This window comes from Lacticaseibacillus rhamnosus (genome assembly GCF_900636965.1).
Classification (GTDB): domain Bacteria; phylum Bacillota; class Bacilli; order Lactobacillales; family Lactobacillaceae; genus Lacticaseibacillus; species Lacticaseibacillus rhamnosus.
In genome coordinates, this window is record NZ_LR134331.1 from 258,088 (window position 1) to 275,315 (window position 17,228).

Here is a 17,228-nt window from a genome sequence, read left to right on the forward strand (position 1 = left end):
AACAATTAAATAATCCAGCACCCAAAAATTCCCGCAAACGATCATTGCGGGAATTTTTTTGTCAAATAAGTGCGTGCGGCTGGCGATGGCGAACTGTATTAAGGTAGGGTCTTAGCGCCGGTTTTGGCATTGATTAACTGGATGCTGTTTTCGGTTAAAAATTCGTGGTATTTAGCGGCGATATCGCCATAAGTGACAATCGCATCGATATCTTGCACAGTGCCGTACGTGAGCAGCGATACCCGGCCGAATTTCGATTGATCAATCAACAGAATTTTGCGATGCGCCTTCTTGAAAATCTCAGACTTAATTAAATATTCGTTGTACTCCGAGTTGGATAATCCGCGGGTGAGCGAAATTCCGGTTGCTGCCATAAAGGCTTTACCGATATTGAACCGGCTGAAAATATTCATGTTATCAATGCCGGTAAACGATTGGGTACGGCGATCAAAGTTCATGCCGATGATGACAAGCTTAATATTGGCAAGCGGCGCGGCTTGGTTGATGATTTGAAGATTGTTGGTTACCAACGTAAAAGGAAAATCGGTCGGCAGAAATTCGCCCATCTCCGCAGTCGTAGTGCCAGAGTCAATAAAAATTAAATCTTCAGGTTCAATCAACTGTGCAGCAGCCCGGCCAATTTGTCGTTTTTCGCTAGGTGCGGCTAATTGACGCTCGCTGTAAACGGTGAGCGGATTGTCCTTTGTGCTATCAGGAGTGGTTGTGACCCCACCATAGACTTTTTTTACCGTACCGTTTGCAATTAAGGTTGCTAAGTCACGCCGCAAAGTGCTTGGCGCTATCGAGAACTTATCTTCGAGCTCTTTCATAGACGCGGTTTTAACTTCGCTGATATAAGCCTGCATCGCATCAATTCGTTCTTTTCTAAGCATGAATGTCACCTTCTTTAAGCCGTCTTCGCTAATCTGATTATAGCACGTTATGAATATATTTTGGACATATTATGACCATGTTTTAAGCCCGATGCCGAAGCATATAGCAGTAACGCTGATTTCCGTAGACTCGTTGATAAGTTGGAACGTCATCCAAAGCGAGTCATTTGGGGAGCTCGTGAAAAAATAGACATCGCTCGTTAGGCTAACAAGTACCTGACTAGTTACTTTTATCATATCATTTTGCTACATGCCACTTCATTTATTTTGATGAAGTCGCTCACAAGTGAACATCTAATGATTAAATTATGAACACTTTTTAGTTGACTTTGACCATATCTGCTTATATGATGACAATGTAATCGAAAAGTAAGCGCTTAACCGATACGTGGAAAGACTCTTGAAAGTTTGGAGGTTAATAGCATGCGTAAAGCAGGGGTTGTTACTAACAAAGGCGATGCTGCACTGGCTCCCCAGCCGGATTTGGGGGTTAAATCCGAAAAATTGCCAAAATCGGCTCGTCGTCGTTTGCGGGTTATCTCGATTATCGCAACATTTGGCGGGATGCTTTTTGGATATGACACTGGGGTTATCAACGGCGCGTTACCGTTTATGACCAGAGCAGGCGAACTGAATATGTCGCCTTCCATGGAGGGCTTAGTGGCCAGCTCGTTAACATTGGGGGCGGCCTTTGGTGCTGTTTTGACCGGGCGCATTTCGGATCGGCGTGGGCGGCACAAGGTCATTACCGGACTTGCTATCTTGTTCGTCGTTTCGACCATCGCCTCAGCATTATCACCGACCGCACCAATCTTGGCGTCCGTTCGCTTCGTCTTGGGCTTAGCGGTGGGCGGTGCTTCGGTTATTGTGCCAACATTTCTAGCTGAAGTCGCACCGTCGAATCTTCGCGGACGAATCGTCACACAAAACGAGTTCATGATTGTTTCTGGGCAGTTGTTGGCGTTTGTGTTTAACGCGATTTTGGGGACAACGTTAGGTCACATTCCCGGCATTTGGCGGTGGATGCTTGTTTTGGCAACGGTGCCCGCAGTTATTTTGTGGATTGGGATGAATTTTGTTCCGGAATCGCCGCGCTGGTTAGCCGCTAATGGCAAATTGGATCAGGCGTTAACGGTGTTGCGGCAAATTCGGACAGAAGACCAAGCGCAAGACGAAATGGAAAAAATTCGAATTTCCTTAAAATCGGAACAAGAAGTGCAAAGTGCCTCGATTAAGGATTTAAAGATTAGATGGATTAGACGACTTGTTTTAATCGGCATTGGCTTGGGGATTATGCAGCAGATCGTCGGTATCAACGTCATGATGTATTATGGCACCACGATCCTACAGACAACCGGATTTGGCCAAAATGCCGCTTTGATTGCCAATATTTTAAACGGTGTAACTTCAGTGGTCGCAACGATTGTGACAATGCATCTCATGGGTAAGTACAAACGTCGGCCAATGTTGCTGACTGGGATTATGGGGACCTTATTCTCGTTGATCGGCATCACGTTGACGAGTCATTTTCTCGCGGGCAGTCCAATGTTACCGTACTTCACGATATTATTGACCGTCATCTATCTGGCTTTCTTCCAAGGAGCATTGGGTCCGCTCACCTGGTTACTGCTGTCCGAAATTTATCCAGCACGTATCCGCGGCTTAGGTATGGGTTTTGCCACCTTCTTCTTGTGGATCGGTAATTTCTTTGTCGGATATTTCTTCCCAGTCATGTTGGCAAGTATAGGCATGTCGAACACGTTCCTTGTATTTGTCGGAGCCAATATTATTTCACTGATTTTTGCTTGGAAGTTTGCACCGGAAACAGCAGGCAGAACATTGGAAGAAATCGAATTGGACAACAAGTTTGACGATAAGTTTCCTGAAAAGAGCAAGATTAATAAGAATTAAGTTTCTTAAGTCAATTTATTTGAAAATGTAAGCGCTTCATACCATTCTTGAGTTGGACAGGGGCGTGTGTAAACGGGTGATGGAGCCAGCGTGAGGACTCTGGGGCGCATACACTCCGGTTCCTAACCGCACCGGCTCGCGCTCATAACGCGTTCGCTGCGTGTAAGGACCTCAGCCGCAATGGCCAAAGGGCGGCCATCACGTCTGAGGCCACTTACACTCCGACTTCTAAGCGCGCTGGCTCACGCTCATAACGCGCTCCCCGGCGCAGAAGTCTGCATGTAAGGACCTTAAGCGCAATGGCCAAAGCCCGGCCATCACGCTTAAGGCCACTTACACTCCGACTTCTAACCGCGCCGGCTCGCGCTCACTATACGAAAGGGGTTTGTTTTCATGACAACGCAACAAGCAGTTAAGACCTTGAAGAATTTTATTAATGGTCAATGGGTTGATGCTAAGACCGATACTTTTGAAGATGTTTATAATCCGGCGACGGGAGAGGTTTTGGCACGGGTGCCGCATTCGACTAGCGAGGATGTGGCAGATGCAGTTGCAGCGGCCAAAGCAGCGTTTGAAACGTGGAAACGGGTGTCGATTCCTAAACGTGCCAAGATTCTTTTCAAATATCAACAGCTGCTGGTGGAGCATCAAGAAGAGTTGGGACGTATTGTCACGCAGGAAAATGGTAAAAGTCTCAGTGAAGCGATTGCCGAAGTTGGGCGCGGGATTGAAAATGTTGAGTTCGCGGCAGGCGTGCCGACTCTGATGATGGGGGATTCGCTCTCGGCGGTTGCGACTGATGTTGAGGCCACGAATTATCGTTATCCAATCGGTGTTGTTGGCGGGATTACCCCGTTTAATTTTCCGATGATGGTTCCGTGTTGGATGTTCCCGATGGCGGTTGCAACAGGTAATACGTTTGTGTTGAAACCGTCAGAAAAGACACCGCTTACCAGCCAGCGTCTGGTTGAGTTATTCCAAGAAGCTGGTCTGCCCGATGGTGTTTTGAACATCGTCAACGGGGCGGTTGATGTCGTCAACGGTCTGTTGGATCATCCCGATGTCAAGGCAATTAGTTTCGTGGGATCCGAACGGGTTGGCGAATATGTTTATAAGCGCGGCAGTGACCATTTGAAGCGCGTTCAGGCATTAACTGGCGCTAAGAATCACACGATCGTTTTAGCCGATGCTGATCTCGATGCTGCAGTTAAAGGCATTATCAGTTCGTCATTTGGATCCGCCGGCGAACGCTGCATGGCGACATCGGTTTTGGTACTGGAAGAAAGCATCGCTGACAAGTTTATGGCGAAATTTACGCAGGCAGCTAAAGACATCAAAATCGGTAATGGTCTGGATAAAGATGTTTTCCTTGGACCAGTGATTCGTCAGGAGAATCAGGAACGGACGTTGAACTATATCAAGACCGGGGTTAAGGAAGGCGCCAAGCTGGTCTTAGACGGGTCAGCAGAAGCCGAGAAGCGTGATGGTTATTTCGTTGGGCCAACTATTTTTGAAGATGTCAAAACCGACATGACCATTTGGCACGATGAGATGTTTGCCCCGGTACTGTCCGTGATGCGTGCAAAAGATTTACCGGAAGCGGTTGCCATTGCCAATCAGTCCGAGCTAGCCAATGGCGCTTGCCTGTTTACGGATTCGGCCGCATCTATTCGCTACTTCAGAGAAAATATTGATGCGGGCATGCTGGGCATTAACTTGGGCGTTCCGGCACCGATTGCTGTCTTCCCATTTTCTGGCTGGAAACATTCATTCTTTGGCACCTTACACGCTAACGGCAAGGATAGTGTGGACTTCTACACGCATAAGAAGGTTGTGACGGCAAGATATGACCAGCATCGTTTTAATTAGAAATTCCAGATGCTTGACGAGGAGGCATTAACGATGAGCTTGTTGTATCCAAAGCAAAATCAGGAAATACAGCCGGGCGTTCATTTGATTCAAGACGTCAATGCAACGAATTCTCCCATGAAATACACCGCAGTGAAAGTCTTGGAGCTTGATGCGCAACGTTCATTTGCCGAGACTTTAGGTAACTTCGAGGCCGGTATTGTTATTCTGGCGGGTAAGGTGACCGTCACTGTCGGTGATCAGCGCTTTGAAGGTATCGGTCAACGGCAATCAGTCTTTGACAAAATTCCGACAGACAGTGTTTATGTTGGAACGGACTTATCCTTTAAGCTTGCCGCACAAACTGCCGCGAAGGTTCTGATTGCATATTCGCCGACCACGACTTCATTTCCGGTTCGGTTGATTAAGGGCGATATTCATCAAATCGAACATCGCGGCAGGTATCAGAATAAACGTCTGGTTCAAAACATCTTGCCGGATGATCTCCCATTTGCGGATAAGTTATTGCTGGTCGAGGTTTACACGGACTCCGGAAATTGGTCCAGTTACCCGCCACATCGACATGATCACGATAATTTACCGACAGAATCGCTGTTGGAAGAAATCTATTATCACGAAATGCAGCCGAAGCAAGGATTTGTTTTTCAGCGCGTGTATACCGATGATTTATCGCTTAACGAGACGATGACAGTGCAAAACCAAGACGTTGTGATTGTTCCTAAAGGCTATCATCCTGTTGGTGTACCGGATGGGTATGACAGTTATTACCTCAACATTATGGCGGGACCGACACGAGTTTGGCATTTTCACAATGCGCCAGAACATGCCTGGATTATTGATCGAAAGTAATGAAAAAGGATAGCTTTGCAGCTAAGTTGACGAGGGGGGGACATTTTAAATGTCACAAAAATTCGATTTGATTGCTATTGGTCGAGCAGCAGTTGATTTAAATGCGGTTGAATATAATCGACCTTTAGAAGAAACCAAGAGCTTTGCAAAATTTGTTGGCGGATCGCCGGCAAATATTGCAATCGGGTCAGCCAAATTAGGCCAAAAAGTAGGATTCATCGGGAAGGTGTCCGATGATCAGCTGGGTCATTATGTGACGCAATACATGGCAGACGTAGGCATTGACACAACGCAAATGGTCAAGGATGATGCGGGCCACAAAATTGGCTTAACGTTTACTGAAATCATTAGTCCTGAAGAAAGCGATATTTTGATGTATCGAAATGAAGCCGCCGATTTATATCTGACAACGGCTGATGTTTCAGAAGAATATTTAGCGCAAGCCAAGATGTTGGTGATTTCCGGGACCGGATTAGCCCAAAGCCCGTCGCGAGAGGCGATTTTAAAGGCACTCACAGTTGCAAAATCACTTGGAGTGGAAGTGGTGTTTGAACTGGATTATCGCCCGTATACCTGGAAAAATGCCGAAGAAACGAGTCTTTATTATCAATTAGTTGCCCAGCGTGCAGATGTGATTATTGGCACGCGTGACGAATTTGATGTTCTGGAAAATCATCACGGCAACACGGACGAGCAGACAATTGCGACACTTTTCCAATACGATCCTAAGCTAATCGTGATCAAAAGCGGCGTTCAGGGGTCAAATGCGTATACAAAAGCCGGCGATCATTATCACTTTGGAGTTTTCAAGACGAAGGTTCTTAAGAGTTTCGGCGCTGGCGATTCATTTGCTGCCGGGTTCCTATATGCTTACAGCCACGACTTGGGAATAGAAACTGCCTTGAAGTATGGCAGTGCTGCAGCGTCTATTGTGATTAGTCAGTTAAGTTCTTCAGAAGCGATGCCGGATTTGGCGAAACTCACGGCATTTATTCACGAAGCAGAGAGGCAGGAGGTGCATTAGGATGAGCGCAATGGAGTTGAAGGCGCAGGGAGGAGAAGCAAAACCGGCCGCGGCCGATACCGTTCGATTGACAACCGCGCAGGCCCTCGTGCGCTTTTTAAACCAACAATATCTTGATGTTGATGGTGAGGTCACCCCGTTTGTCGAAGGGATCTTTGCAATTTTTGGCCATGGCAATGTACTGGGTTTGGGGGAAGCCTTGCAGGAAGACCCGGGGCACTTAAAGGTTTATCAAGGGCATAACGAACAAGGAATGGCCAGTACTGCGATTGCCTATAGCCGTCAGTTGTATCGCCATAAGATTTTTGCGGTGACTGCTTCGGCAGGTCCGGGTTCGGCTAACTTTGTCACGGCGGCGGGAAATGCATACGTGAACAACATTCCGATTCTCTTTTTGCCCGCGGATACATTTGCCACACGTCAGCCGGATCCGGTTTTGCAGCAAATTGAAGTGGACAGCAGCGCAACTACTACCACGAACGATGCGTTGAAGCCGGTGTCGCGGTACTGGGATCGCATCGAACGGCCCGAGCAGCTGATGAGCGCACTTTTAAAAGCCTTTGAAGTGCTGACAAATCCTGAAACAGCAGGCCCGGTCACGATTGCGTTGCCACAAGATACCGAGGGTGAAGCTTATGATTATCCGCGTAGTTTCTTCAATAAGCGCGTGCATGTGATCAAGCGGATTCAACCGAGTGCGGCGGAATTAACGGAAGCGGTTCAACTTGTTAAGGCCAGTCGCTATCCTGTCTTAATTGTGGGTGGTGGCGCCAAGTTCAGTGAAGCCGGTTCGGCGATTGAAGCTTTCTCGGATAAGCTAAATATTCCGATTGTTGAAACACCAACTGGCAAGTCCACTATTTCGGCAACGTTTGCCAATAATATGGGCGGTACCGGGATTCTAGGAACAACAGCGGCTAATGAAGTGGTCGCAAAAGCTGATCTCATTATTGGTGCTGGAACTCGCTACACAGACTTTACAACAGCTTCCAAGACGGCTATTCATCCGGAGAAAACCCGCGTGCTTAACATTAATTTGAATCGCATGCAGTCGTATAAGTTTGACGGCTTTCCGATTGTGGCAGATGTCCGGGATACACTGAGCCAACTGACTAGTGAATTGTCTGGATATCAAAGTGACTTTACCAACCTCGCAGACCTCAAAGCTGCTTGGCAACAGGAACGGCAGCGTTTGGCCCATACAAACTATGATGCGCCAGATTATACGCCTGAGGTTAAGGGTCAATTCAGTGCGGCGACATTAGCTGAGTATGCCGAGAAGTTACAAACCCATTTCACTCAGACGGAAGCGGTTATTGCTGTGAATGACACGATTGCGCCGGATAGCATTATTGTTGCTGCAGCGGGATCGTTACCAGGGGATGTTCAACGAATCTGGGATCCAATTGTGCCCAATACCTATCACATGGAATATGGGTATTCCATGATGGGTTACGAGGTTCCGGCAGCATTGGGGATTAAGTTGGCACAACCGGATAAAGAAAGTTATGCCTTGGTTGGTGACGGCAGCTTCATCATGTTGCATTCAGAACTTGTCACCGCGCTGCAATATCATAAGAAGATCAACATTTTAGTCTTTGATAATTCCGGATTTGCTTCCATCAATAACTTACAAATGGCTCAAGGCAGCAATAGCTATCGAACCGAATTTAGAACTGCCGACCATGATATCTTAACAATCGATTTTGCCAAAATTGCGGAAGGATATGGGGCTAAAACTTATCACGTCAATGATCGTGACAGTTTAGTCGCTGCCTTGGAGGATGCCAAGAAGCAAACAGTTTCGACATTAATTGATATCAAAGTGCTGCCTAAAACGATGACACAAGGATACGGCCAAAGTTGGTGGCGAGTCGGGGTTTCCGAAGTATCCGACAATCCAAACGTCCAAAAAGCGTATCAAGACATTCAGACAGGTATTGATCAGGCATTTAAATACTGAGGAAAACAACAATACAAAGGAGCGATTGACATGGTTGTCAAAGTTGGGGTTATCGGTACAGGCGCAATGGGACGCGCACACATTGATCGGCTAACCAATGTTTTAACCGGAGCTGAAGTCATTGCCGTCACGGATATTGATCAAGAAGCTGCCCAAGCCGCTGTTCGGGATTTTAAGCTTAACGCAAAGGTTTATCCGGATGACACGAGTTTGTTAAAGGATCCGGACATTGATGCCGTTTTTGTTGTTAGTTTTGGCGGTGCACATGAGGCGACTATTCTCAAAGCCTTAGACACCGATAAATTCATTTTCACCGAAAAACCGTTGGCAACGACCCTTGAGGGAGCTAAACGGATCGTGGATAAGGAAATAAGCAAACCGCGAAAAGTCATTCAAGTAGGCTTTATGCGCCGGTATGATGAGGGCATCCATGCCTTGAAGACTAAGCTGGATTCGGGCATCATCGGAACGCCGTTGGTTGTGCGCGCCAGTCATATTAATCCTAATGTTGCGGCCAATTATTCAAATGAAATGGCCATTACGGATACATTGATTCATGAAATCGATGAAATGCATTGGTTACTTGATGATGATTATGCATCGATTCAAATCACCTATCCGCGCCAGTCAAGTCAGGTGACCAATGAAGGGTTGCGGGATCCGCAATTAGCCACATTGACCACCAAAAAAGGAACGGTCATTCAAGTGTTGGTTCATGTGACGGCGCAGTACGGTTATGAAGTCAAACTCGAAGTTGTCGGCGAAACCGGAGAATTAAAGCTACCGGATTACGGATTCGAGCCAATCGTTCGCACCCAAGCAACTCAGCAAACCGCTATGGAAACAAGTTGGGTAAACCGCTTCTTGCAAGCATACAACACCGAAGTTCAGGAATTTATCGATCACGTGGCTAAGGATCAATCACCGGTCGGCCCGAGTGCCTGGGATGGGTATGTTGCAGCGGTGACGGCCGAGGCCGCGATTCGTTCGCAAAAGGATCAAGAACCGGTTTTGATCAATGTTGCCGAGACGCCAACATTTTATCAAACGAATCAACCGGTAAAGGCTTAGCCATCTAGTCAAGCAATGTAAAAAAGAGGGGGAAAACGCGATGGTTCAAAGGGAAGTTAAAATTGGCATTGTGGGGTTAGGACGACTTGGTAAAATCCATGCAACCAATCTCGCCACGAAGATTCCACATGCTAAGTTGCAAGCGGCAACGAGTGTGGTACCGGAGGAGTTAGCCTGGGCACGTCAAGAACTCGGAGTTGAAGAAACCTATGAAGACTTTGATGACATGGTTCAACATGCCGATATTGACGCCGTCTTTATCGTGTCACCGTCTGGGTTTCATTTGCCGCAAATAGAAAGTGCCATGCAAGCAGGCAAGCATGTTTTCAGTGAAAAGCCGATTGGATTAGATCTGGATGCCATTAAACACACTCAGGCAGTGATTGCCGATCACCCGGAGTTAAAATTCCAACTTGGATTTATGCGGCGCTTTGATGATTCATATGTTTATGCCAAGCAATTAGTTGATGCAGGCAAAATTGGTGATATCACCCTTATTCGCAGTTACAGTATTGACCCTGCAGCCGGGATGGAAAGTTTTGTCAAGTTCGCAACTTCAGCCAATAGCGGTGGCTTGTTCCTGGATATGTCGATTCATGATATTGACGTTATTCGCTGGTTGACCGGTAAGGAAATTGATAAAGTCTGGGCTATCGGCTTAAATCGCGCCTATCCGGTTTTGGATCAGGCAGGCGAGCTTGAGACAGGTGCTGCACTGATGCAACTTGAGGATAAGACGATGGCGATCTTAGTAGCCGGACGCAACGCTGCTCATGGCTATCATGTCGAAACGGAGATTATCGGAACCAAGGGCATGCTGCGGGTTGCGCAAGTGCCTGAGAAGAATCTGGTGACGGTCATGAATGAAGAAGGCATCATTCGGCCAACCTCACAAAACTTCCCAGAGCGTTTTGCCCAGGCATTCTTAAGTGAAGAACAGGCTTTTGTCGACAGTATTTTAACTGGTGAGACAGTCGGCATTACGGCGGAAGATGGCCTTCAAGGGACCAAAGCCGCGCTGGCACTGCAACGCGCGTACGAAAAGAACGATATTGTCAAGGTGACCGATGTTGATAAAAAGGTAGGTGCTTAAAGTGACGATTGCATTAGGAATTGCCCCGATTGGCTGGACGAATGATGATATGCCTGACTTGGGCAAAGAAGTGACTTTCGAACAGGCCATTGATGAGATGGCGCTGGCAGGGTATCAAGGAACGGAAGTTGGGAATAAATATCCTAAAGATCCAGTGGTTTTAAAGCATTACTTGGACCTGCGACATCTGAAAATTGCCAGTGCCTGGTTTAGCGCCTTTTTAACGACCAAGCCCTATGAAGAAACCGAAGCAGCGTTTATCAAGCATCGTGATTTTCTACACGCCATGGGAGCCAAGGTAATCGTGGTAGCAGAACAAGGCCATAGTGTTCAAGGCATGTTGGATAAGTCGGTCTTTGATGATAAACCGCATTTTACCGATGAAGAGTGGCAACGCTTGGCCACTAGTTTGGAACGGTTGGGGGATCGCGCCCATGAAGTCGGGATGCAGATTGTTTACCATCATCATATGGGCACCGGAGTTCAAACAACGGCAGAAATTGATAAATTAATGGCCATGACGGATCCGGATAAAGTGTCTCTTTTGTTTGATACCGGACATTTGGTTCTATCTGGTGAGGACCCATTAACAATTTTTGATCGCTACCATGATCGGATTAAGCATATTCACTTCAAGGATGTTCGTCCTGAACAAGCCCAGCAAGAACGTACTGACCACTTAAGCTTCCTTCAAGGCGTTAAAAATGGCATGTTTACCGTGCCTGGCGATGGCATGATTGACTTCAAGCCGATTTGGGAAGCCATTCAAAAGCAACACTATGACGGCTGGATTGTGGTTGAAGCTGAACAAGATCCAGCAAAAGCAAATCCGTTTGAATATGCGCTAAAGGCTAAGCATTATCTAGATACGATCATGACGATTCCCCAAGCAGTTTAAGGGTTCTGTTCGAGAAGGGATATGGTTTTATGGCGTTGATACCGGCAACAAAACTGATTCAAGCTGCACTGGCAGATCACGCAGCAATCGGTCACTTTAATATTAATGGTGCCGATTGGTTGGAAACGTATCTTAAAGTTGCGCAGAAAACCGGAACGCCGATTATTGTTGCTACCTCTGATCGAATTATTGATTTTCTTGGCGGATTCGATTTCATTGCTAGCTATGTACGCTTTATGGTGCAGGCATTGCATATCACCGTACCGGTCGTATTGCATCTGGACCACGGCCTGTCAGTTGAGCATGTTTATCAGGCTATTGATGCGGGATATACGTCCGTTATGTTTGATGGCTCTAAGCTGCCCATTGAAGAAAACGTGGCTTTAACCGACGAAGTAGTTCGTTATGCGCACCAGCATCATGTTTCGGTTGAAGCAGAAGTCGGCAGTGTCGGTGGCAATGAAAATGGCTTAATCAATGGTATCCGTTATGCTAGTGTCACCGATGCCGTTAAAATGGCCGCAACCGGGATCGATGCCCTAGCTGCAGCACTGGGATCGGTTCATGGCGATTATGTGGGCCGTCCGAATCTGAACTTTGAACGGATGGCTGCTATTGCCGCCGCTACCAAGTTACCACTCGTTTTGCATGGTGCATCTGGCATTCCTGATGATCAGATTCAACAGGCGATCCAAACCGGAACGGCTAAGATCAATATCAATACAGAAGTGAACACGGTATGGACTGCAGCTATCACAAAAGCGGTGCAAGTCAAACGTTCCGGTCATGATCCGCAACCGATTCTTTTGGCAGGCAAAAAGGCGATTGCGCAATTAGTTGAAAGTAAGATGAAGGCATTTCATATTCTGGGAAAGAGTAAACGCTCAGTGACCTTTGAATAATTGTCCGGTCGCATGGCGATTGAACTGGCTCATGTCGGTCATAGTCTAATAAGAATACTGATTGTCAGTTACCGCTGCGTATGAGGAGGGGAAACGATGCCATTAGTTCGATTTGACATGTTAAAAGGGCGGTCACCCGAGACTATTAAAGCTATTTTGCAAATAACCCATGAAGTGATGGTTGCAGCGTTTGAGGTACCCGAGCGTGATCGTTATCAAATTGTCCACCAACATGAGCCATATGAAATGGTGGTTGAGGATACCGGGTTGGGCATACCACGAACGGATCAGGTGGTTGTGATTTCGTTAGTGAGTCGCGTTCGTACGGTTCACCAATTAGAGCAGTTTTATGAAAGTTTGGCAAGGCGCTTATCCGAAGCAGGATTAGTGGATAAGAACGATCTCATGGTCAATGTTTCGTTTAATCATGATCAAGGCTGGAGTTTTGGCCAAGGCAAAGCCCAATTTTTGGATGGCAGTTTATAAAGAGAATATCAAGTAAAGCAGGATGCCTTGGCCGCTTCTGGAACTTTGCCAGAGGAATCGACCAAGGCATTTTTGTGAACGCGAGTCGGTGTGGTCAGAAACGGGAGCATAGGGGCGTTTGGTCATGGTGCTCAAAGTTCGTATATGTGCAGGTTGCTGCACCGAGGCGTCTGTATCGGTGGCGGGCAACTGCTTTAGTTGACGCCACAATTGCGTTCACACTAAGTCGCAGATTGTTTGGGTAGGCGAAGAGAAGTGGGGGAGTCGTGATGGGGATAGAACTGACACAAATGGCTTTGAATCGAAAAATTGCTCAGCAGCGGCCACTGGCGAAATTTTTTCAATTAGCCGAAGCTGCTGGCATTCATCAAGTCGAGTTACGCAATGATATGACCACTTCTGATGGCTCAGAGACTGTCATTGATGGCATGCAGGTTGCAGAATTTCAGACGTTAAAGCAAAAATACGACATGCAGATTTTAACGATTAATGCGATTCAGCAATTCAATAATCCAGCCAAATTAAGCAAAAATCGCGATCTTTTGACCAAGCTGGCGGAATTGTCGGCGCAAATTGGCAATCAGGCGATTATCTTTGTACCGGAAGTTAACGCACGGGACAAGCGAACCGAGCAACAGCGACTTGATGATACCGTTAGCAGTTTACAGGTGTTTGGGGACATTCTGGCTGCTTACCATTTGACGGGATTCATTGAACCGTTGGGCTTTAGGGCCAGCACAATGCGGTATCCGTGGACAGCGCTGGATGCCATTAATTTATCTGGCCGGACCGAGTTTAAGCTGACGATTGATACGTTTCATTTCTTCTTGGCACATCTAACAGCCGAACAATTCAAAGCAGGTGTTGATATTAACCGCGTGGGATTAATTCATCTGTCGGGAATTGAGCCGATCCACGCATTGCGAGAAGTTGTGGATGAAGATCGGATTCTGATTACCGAACGCGATATCATGCAAAATATTGAGCAGGTTCATTTGTTTGAGGCAATGGGTTATCGGGGCCATTATTCATTTGAGCCATTTTCAAGCCGGTTGGCAGCCGAAACCAACCAGCAACTTACTCAGCAGATATTAGCAAGTATTGAACGGTTGAATCAGCCAACTGCAGTGTTTAGTACGGAGGTGACGCAACCATGAAGTTAGCCTATGATCCTTCTATGTTCCGCGACTCAATGACCTTGAAGCAAATGTTTGATGAGGTTGCGCGGTTAGGTTATGAGTATGTTGAATTGTCGCCACGCCGCGATTTTATTTGGTTCTATGAGCACCCAGTAGCCGATCACACGCTAATTAAGCAGGTAAAAAAGTACGCTAAGGATGCCGGCGTGAAAATTTCGTCGGTACTGCCGGTACAGCAATGGTCTTCTCCTGATGAACAGGAGCGCGAGTTTGCGGTTCGCAATTTGAAACGTACGATTGAAATTACCGCAGAGCTTGAGGTGCCGGTTTTGAATACTGAATTTGCTGGCGATAAGTTTCAGCCGCTTGTTTCTCAGGGACAGTGGTATAAGTCCATGGCAGAATTAGCGCCGGTGTTTGAAAAAAATAATATTGAGCTGGAAATTCAACCGCATCCCAATGACTTCATCGAATCTAATCTCGCTGCCACACGCTTGATTCGTTCATTGGATTTGGATTGGGTGCATCAGGTTTGGTGTAGCGCGCACGCATTTTATATGGACGACGGGCGTGGAGATATTCGTCAGCAGTTTGCTGAGTCGGGGGAGCGGATTACCCATGTTTTAATCGCGGATACATTTAACCATAAAGGTAATTTCAGCTTGCGGTATATTATCAATCCGCCTGGGGCTCCGGTAACGATTCACCAACACTTGAACCCAGGGGGAGGAGAAGTCGATTTTACAACGCTTTATCAGGTGTTGAATGAGCGCCATTTTGACGGGATCATCACCAACAATGTGTTTGCGTGGCCTGATCGCGTTGATTGGTCAAATGACGTCACCTTACAATCAATTCAGTCTGGTTTGCATTTATTGAAAACGTGACGAGCCTGTCGCGGCAATTGAATCAGGTTTAGCTTTTTTCTGAAAAACGGCACCTCGAAAAAGAAATCCGAGCTGCCGTTTTTGTATACTTAAAATGATGTCTTTGGTTAATACGATGTTGTCCCTATTGTTACTGCCGGGTTGCGTCAATGGTGGATCTGACGCGACGGAAAAGCGGTGCAGTTTGACTGTTGGTTTGAATCGCGCTGATCATGAACAAAGTGTCCATAAGACTGAGCTCGGCGATCAAGGCGTGAAGGGCTTCGGTGCGATAGCGGGATTCTTCAGCCACGGCAACAAAGGCGGCATCGGCCATTTTGGCTAAGTGTGAGCCGGGAGCGCCGGTGATGACGATTAAGGGAACGTTTTGCTTTTTTGCTAGTTCGGCCAAAGCGATTGCATCTTTGTCTTTGCCGGAGTGGGAAGTCAAAATCATCGCATCGGCAGCAGTAAGATGTGTTGCAGCCATCAGTTGCATATGGTAATCCGCCGCGTAAACGACCGGAATAGCGGTTCGTAAAAACTTGTGATAACCATCCAAGGCCACGAGATTGCTGGCGCCCAATCCAAAAAGGCCTAACTGATTTGCATGGGTGATCCAGTCGACCGCTTTGGTTAAAGCAGCCGAGTCTAAATTTGTCAGCGTGGTACGTAATGCATCTATATTGGAGGTGAAGATCTTATGAGCCAGCGTTTCGACCGAATCAGCGGGACTAAGCTCAGCAAACAGCGTGTGATCTGGTTCAGGTGTTGATTGGACCAGTGCCATTTTCAAGGCTTGAAAACTTGGATACCCTAGGGCCTTGGCAAAACGCGAAATTGTGGCCGTACTGACACCGGTGATGGCGCTTAGTTCCGCAATATTCGCGTGGCTCGCACGATCAGGGTGCTGCTGCAAATAATCAGCCAGTTTTTTTTCTTGGCGACTTAGATTCGGTTTATAAATCTGCAATTGGACCAGAAAGTCGTGCATGTTGCCCCCTCCATTTCAAGATTATTATAGCATCATTCGTTTGAATTGAAAATTATTTACGAACAAATTGCTTTATTTTTGTAATTATTTTACATACAATGGCACCGTAATCAAGAAAGATGGCTTCCAGGAAGAATGATTCGTTGTTGCTATCTAAGATGAATCGGCGGTGTCTTGAAGATGCACAGAAGTTAAATAATGGTAGATTCATTGGTACAGAGATTGATTGATGCTCGCGTGGTAGCCACGCCGGCTCACGCGCACGCACAGGAGGTTGCAAACATGCAAGTAGGTATGGTTGGTTTAGGCAAAATGGGAATGAATCTGGTTGCAAATATGCGCGATCATGATATTGAGGTTGTGGCGTTTGATTTGAATGATCAGGCGCGCACGGAAGTTGGTAAGTATCAGGTTAAGGCGGTTGCAAGTCTGGATGCCTTGGTAATGAGCTTGGCCTCACCGCGGATTATTTGGAGTATGGTACCAGCTGGCAAACCAACCGCGGCAACGATTCAGCAGCTGGCTAAGCTACTGAGTCCCGGCGATGTGGTCATTGATGGCGGGAATTCTTATTATCAGGATTCAATTGCGCATGGTAAGTTGTTAGCGGCGGAAGGCATTCACTTTTTCGATGTCGGCACTTCAGGCGGCATGGCTGGAGCCCGCGCAAATGGTAACTTCATGATCGGTGGTGATGAAGAACAGTTTGCTCAGATCGAGCCGCTTTTTAAAGCCATCGCAGCTCCAGGCGGGTATCTCTACACCGGTCCGGTTGGCTCAGGTCATTATTTGAAAATGGTGCATAACGGGATTGAATATGGAATGATGCAGGCAATCGGCGAAGGCTTTGATGTCTTAGCCCACAGTCCCTATGCCTATGACAATGCGGCGGTTGCCAAAATGTGGAATCATGGTTCCGTGATTCGCAGCTGGTTGATGGAACTGGCCGGTGACGCCTTTAGTGAAGATGCTGACTTGGCGAAAATTCAAGGGATTATGCATAGTTCCGGTGAAGGTGCCTGGACAGTTGAAGAAGCGTTACGTTTGCACGTTGCTACACCGGTTATTGCCAGCGCGCTCATGATGCGTTATCGATCAGAAGAGGCCGATACAATGACCGGTAAAGTCGTAGCCGCATTGCGTAATCAGTTTGGTGGGCATGCAGTTGATCCCACAACTCAACGTCACTGAGCCGATCTATGCGTTATGGTGCTGGATGAGAGCAACGTTTTGGAGAATGGACGGCTACGATCATTGCCGCTGAAACTTC

General features: G+C 47.0%; 15 protein-coding genes. 13 read left to right on the top strand and 2 right to left on the bottom strand.

Features of this window, described 5'->3' with window-relative positions:
- Positions 1 to 98: 98 nt before the first annotated feature.
- Positions 99 to 893, bottom strand: coding sequence for a DeoR/GlpR family DNA-binding transcription regulator (locus EL173_RS01295; RefSeq protein WP_005690037.1), 795 nt, complete (start codon positions 891 to 893; stop codon positions 99 to 101).
- Positions 894 to 1,316: 423 nt separating this feature from the next.
- On the opposite strand from EL173_RS01295, the gene EL173_RS01300 reads away from it, so the two are divergent.
- From EL173_RS01300 to EL173_RS01360, 12 genes are all read left to right on the top strand, one after another.
- The gene (locus EL173_RS01300; RefSeq protein WP_005690036.1) at positions 1,317 to 2,804 is read left to right on the top strand and encodes a sugar porter family MFS transporter; all 1,488 of its coding nucleotides are present in this window, start codon (positions 1,317 to 1,319) and stop codon (positions 2,802 to 2,804) included.
- A 393-nt stretch (positions 2,805 to 3,197) separates the two neighbouring features.
- A complete protein-coding gene (locus EL173_RS01310) occupies positions 3,198 to 4,673 on the top strand; it encodes a CoA-acylating methylmalonate-semialdehyde dehydrogenase (protein ID WP_005690034.1) in 1,476 nt (491 codons plus the stop codon).
- 33 nt (positions 4,674 to 4,706) lie between these two features.
- The gene (iolB, locus tag EL173_RS01315; RefSeq protein ID WP_014571061.1) at positions 4,707 to 5,522 is read left to right on the top strand and encodes a 5-deoxy-glucuronate isomerase; all 816 of its coding nucleotides are present in this window, start codon (positions 4,707 to 4,709) and stop codon (positions 5,520 to 5,522) included.
- 49 nt (positions 5,523 to 5,571) lie between these two features.
- Positions 5,572 to 6,546, top strand: a complete 975-nt coding sequence (iolC, locus tag EL173_RS01320; RefSeq protein ID WP_005690031.1) for a 5-dehydro-2-deoxygluconokinase — start codon at positions 5,572 to 5,574, stop codon at positions 6,544 to 6,546.
- A gap of 1 nt (position 6,547) precedes the next feature.
- Complete coding sequence (iolD, locus tag EL173_RS01325; protein WP_005690029.1) at positions 6,548 to 8,509, top strand: 3D-(3,5/4)-trihydroxycyclohexane-1,2-dione acylhydrolase (decyclizing); 1,962 nt, start codon at positions 6,548 to 6,550, stop codon at positions 8,507 to 8,509.
- Positions 8,510 to 8,539: 30 nt separating this feature from the next.
- Positions 8,540 to 9,580 carry a Gfo/Idh/MocA family protein gene (locus EL173_RS01330; protein WP_005690027.1) on the top strand — a complete coding sequence of 347 codons (1,041 nt, stop codon included), beginning with the start codon at positions 8,540 to 8,542 and terminating at the stop codon, positions 9,578 to 9,580.
- 40 nt (positions 9,581 to 9,620) lie between these two features.
- Positions 9,621 to 10,673 (top strand): inositol 2-dehydrogenase, encoded by a 1,053-nt coding sequence (gene iolG / locus EL173_RS01335; RefSeq protein ID WP_005690025.1) that lies wholly within the window; start codon positions 9,621 to 9,623, stop codon positions 10,671 to 10,673.
- Between the two features lies 1 nt (position 10,674).
- Complete coding sequence (iolE, locus tag EL173_RS01340) at positions 10,675 to 11,571, top strand: myo-inosose-2 dehydratase (RefSeq protein ID WP_014571062.1); 897 nt, start codon at positions 10,675 to 10,677, stop codon at positions 11,569 to 11,571.
- A gap of 29 nt (positions 11,572 to 11,600) precedes the next feature.
- Positions 11,601 to 12,473, top strand: coding sequence for a class II fructose-bisphosphate aldolase (locus EL173_RS01345; protein WP_005690021.1), 873 nt, complete (start codon positions 11,601 to 11,603; stop codon positions 12,471 to 12,473).
- A gap of 96 nt (positions 12,474 to 12,569) precedes the next feature.
- Positions 12,570 to 12,959: a tautomerase family protein gene (locus tag EL173_RS01350; protein ID WP_005685340.1), complete on the top strand. Its 390-nt coding sequence runs from the start codon at positions 12,570 to 12,572 to the stop codon at positions 12,957 to 12,959.
- Positions 12,960 to 13,228: 269 nt separating this feature from the next.
- On the top strand, positions 13,229 to 14,116 hold the full coding sequence (locus tag EL173_RS01355; RefSeq protein WP_005690019.1) for a TIM barrel protein: 888 nt from the start codon (positions 13,229 to 13,231) through the stop codon (positions 14,114 to 14,116).
- Positions 14,113 to 14,985: a sugar phosphate isomerase/epimerase family protein gene (locus EL173_RS01360; protein ID WP_005690018.1), complete on the top strand. Its 873-nt coding sequence runs from the start codon at positions 14,113 to 14,115 to the stop codon at positions 14,983 to 14,985. The genes EL173_RS01355 and EL173_RS01360 overlap by 4 nt, the downstream gene beginning before the upstream one ends.
- 130 nt (positions 14,986 to 15,115) lie before the next feature.
- On the opposite strand, the gene EL173_RS01365 is transcribed toward EL173_RS01360, so the two are convergent.
- On the bottom strand, positions 15,116 to 15,958 hold the full coding sequence (locus tag EL173_RS01365; protein WP_005690017.1) for a MurR/RpiR family transcriptional regulator: 843 nt from the start codon (positions 15,956 to 15,958) through the stop codon (positions 15,116 to 15,118).
- Between the two features lie 198 nt (positions 15,959 to 16,156).
- Between EL173_RS01365 and gnd the strand changes: the two genes are divergently transcribed.
- Complete coding sequence (gnd, locus tag EL173_RS01370) at positions 16,157 to 17,149, top strand: phosphogluconate dehydrogenase (NAD(+)-dependent, decarboxylating) (RefSeq protein WP_005690016.1); 993 nt, start codon at positions 16,157 to 16,159, stop codon at positions 17,147 to 17,149.
- Positions 17,150 to 17,228: the final 79 nt, after the last annotated feature.